Source organism: Desulfovibrio sp. 1214_IL3152 (genome assembly GCF_036763055.1).
GTDB lineage: Bacteria > Desulfobacterota > Desulfovibrionia > Desulfovibrionales > Desulfovibrionaceae > Desulfovibrio.
Genome location: NZ_JBAIYW010000429.1, coordinates 1 through 2786 on the forward strand (window position 1 = coordinate 1; position 2786 = coordinate 2786).

The 2786-nt window shown below is 57.2% G+C and carries 4 protein-coding genes and 1 pseudogene; all 5 read left to right on the plus strand.

Annotated elements, in window-relative coordinates; all coding sequences use genetic code 11:
* Nucleotides 1-615, plus strand: a 615-nt coding sequence (locus V6C07_RS09050) for a ribosomal RNA small subunit methyltransferase A (protein WP_333536089.1), incomplete at its 5' end; no start/stop codon positions are given.
* A gap of 112 nt (nt 616-727) precedes the next feature.
* The gene (locus V6C07_RS09055) at nt 728-1000 is read left to right on the plus strand and encodes an HU family DNA-binding protein (protein ID WP_333536091.1); all 273 of its coding nucleotides are present in this window, start codon (nt 728-730) and stop codon (nt 998-1000) included.
* A 379-nt stretch (nt 1001-1379) separates the two neighbouring features.
* Nucleotides 1380-1583 carry a 30S ribosomal protein S21 gene (gene rpsU / locus V6C07_RS09060; protein WP_012624720.1) on the plus strand — a complete coding sequence of 68 codons (204 nt, stop codon included), beginning with the start codon at nt 1380-1382 and terminating at the stop codon, nt 1581-1583.
* A gap of 112 nt (nt 1584-1695) precedes the next feature.
* Nucleotides 1696-2163: a GatB/YqeY domain-containing protein gene (locus V6C07_RS09065; protein WP_333536092.1), complete on the plus strand. Its 468-nt coding sequence runs from the start codon at nt 1696-1698 to the stop codon at nt 2161-2163.
* A gap of 280 nt (nt 2164-2443) precedes the next feature.
* Nucleotides 2444-2786 (plus strand): annotated as a pseudogene (locus tag V6C07_RS09070) (endonuclease MutS2); the annotation flags it as partial.

Here is a 2786-nt window from a genome sequence, read left to right on the forward strand (position 1 = left end):
AAAGCCCGCCCCTGGGCCGCAGAACGGCAGCGCCTGAGCGGCCCCAACACCCAGGCAGTGCTCACTGATGCCCTGAAATTTGCATGGCGGCGCATCACCCCTCAGGAGCCGTGGAAAATCATAGGCAACCTGCCCTACAATGTGGCATCCCCCCTGATCTGGGACATTGTGTCCTGCTCCACGGGCTGGCAGCGGGCGGCCTTTATGGTGCAGAAGGAGGTGGGCCAGCGCCTGGCAGCCCAGCCGGGCACGGGGCACTACGGCGCGCTCTCGGTCTGGGTGCAAAGCCATGCCCGCCCCCGCATGGAATTTGTGGTGGGTCCGGGTGCGTTCAGCCCGCCTCCCAAGGTAGACTCTGCGGTTCTGAGCTTTGAACCGCTGCCCGCCCATGACCGGCCCGCACATCCGAAGCTGCTCTCGCGCCTTCTGCGGATATGTTTTCAGCAACGACGCAAACAGCTTGGCGGCATATTCCGACGCGCCGCACTGCCGGGTCTTGAGAAGTCCCTGCACGACGCCTGCATTGATCCCGCCTTGCGGCCCGAAGCCCTGACATGCTCCGATTTTCAGCGTATAACCGCTTTTTGGGCTTCACAACTTGACAACAAGGCATAAAAAGTTTTCAGTCTATCCACTAATCTTGCTGCGTTGTATGCCTTCAGGCTTTTTATAGGGTCACGAAGGCCGCCTGGAACAGCGCGGGGGAACCTTTCAGGAGGACACGCTGATGACTAAGGCTGATCTTGTTGAAAAAATAGCTGCCAAGGCCAACTTGACCAAGGCTGCTGCCGAACGGACCCTCAATGCCTTTCTCGCTTCTGTCGAAGACGCTCTTGTCAAGGAATCCAAACTTACGCTTACCGGTTTCGGCACATTCGCAGTGGAGCACCGTAAGGCCAGGCAGGGTCGCAACCCCCGCACCGGCGACACGCTTACCATCCCGGCGTGCAAGATTATCAAGTTCCGCCCGGGCAAACTGCTCAAGGACTCGCTGAACTAGAGCAGATTAACTTTGAGAATGGATATTCTCAAAGTTTACTTCGGCGCTTAACAGCGCAAGTAAATTGCGCACTCCTTCGCTACAGGGGCCTGCTCACGCAGTCGCCAGAGCAACTTCAAAATGAAAATGCTCTGATGATGCGAGCAGTGATGATAAGCGTCCAGGATAATGTAAACATTTAACGCATGCGCCTTACAGCTACGGCAATTTTTTCGCCATACAAAATCGTAACGGCGAAAAAAGCTTGCCTTTTTTCAGCCTCCGGGCTATAGAAGCACTTCACTTGCGACATCGTCGCCAGTCCGTACGCGGGTAAAGCCCGTGAACGGTATTTTTTGGGGCCGTAACCATAGGCCCTCCGCCGAAGGGGGTGATTTTCTTGCCCGGAGTTTTTCTTAACGAAGACGACTATAACTTCGATATTGCGCTGCGCCGCTTTAAGAAGCAGGTAGAAAAGGCCGGCATTCTTTCTGAAATGAAGAAGCGCCAGCACTACGAAAAGCCCAGCGTCATGCGCAAAAAGAAGAAGGCCGCCGCCCGGAAGCGGTTGATGAAAAAGATCAGGAAGATGAACATGGCCTAACCGGGGGCGCATACATGCGCCCGGGGCCTTGCATCCGGCCAGTTATGCGGGAAGCCCCTTTTGGGGTTTCCCGCATTTTCTGCTTTACTCCACCCTTCACCACACCACTGCCATGACCGTTACCACCACGCTTTTTGAACAGATTGAAAAAGACTATGTGCGCGCCTACAAAGCCAAAGACAGCGTGCGCCTTACAGTGCTGCGCCTGTTGAAAACAGCGGTCAAGAACCGCCTGGTGGACCTGCGGCGGCCCGGCGGCAGCCTTTCCGATGAAGAAATGCTTGATGTCATTGTCAAGGAAGGCAAGCAGAGGCAGGACTCCATCGAGCAGTACACGGCTGCCCAGCGGCCCGACCTTGCCGAAAAAGAGGCTGCGGAACTGGTCGTCCTCAAGGACTACCTGCCCAAGGCCCTTGGTCAGGATGAACTGAACGCCCTCATTGAAAGCACCATTGCCGAACTTGGCGCATCGTCGCCCAAAGATATGGGCAGGGTCATATCCGCTATCATGGCCGGCCATAAGGGCCAGGTGGACGGCAAGGCACTTTCTGAGGCCGTGAAAAAACGCCTGCAATCCTGACCAGCCCCTGACCCGCCTGCGCTGCAAGATTGCCAAAGCAGGCGGCAGCGCAATATTTTCAGCCGCTTTTCCGTCATGGCGGATATACAGCGGCCTTCCAGATGCGGAACTCGCCCTGCCGTCCGGCCACAGGCCGTTGTAACCGGGAGTTGCCTCGCAAGATGGAAATACTGTGTGTCCGGCAAAAACGCACTCTCCGGAATATGCGGGCCGTCAGGCCCTTCGGGAGCTGCGTCCTTTTTTCTGTGACAAGCCATTTCATTGCTCCCGAGGCATCAGCATGATTCACGCCCGTACGCTCCAGGCCCTGGAATTCAATCACATCACTGACCACCTGGCTTCGCTCTGCCTTTCAGGCGTGGGGCGTGACCGCGCACTGGCTCTTGCCCCGCTGCCCTTGGCTGAAGATGTAAATCTGGCGGCGCGGGTATATGAAGAAGCGGCGGACTGGGCCTCACTTCCGGCTGCCGGGGGAACCGCATTTACTCTCAATGCCTTTCCTGATGTCACAGGTTTTCTGCACGCCGCGCAAACCAGCCGTCCCCACGCTTTTCAGCCCGATGTGGACGCCTTCTGGGCGCTGCGCGAAGTCCTGCGCACGGCACGCGACGCCCACGCATCCA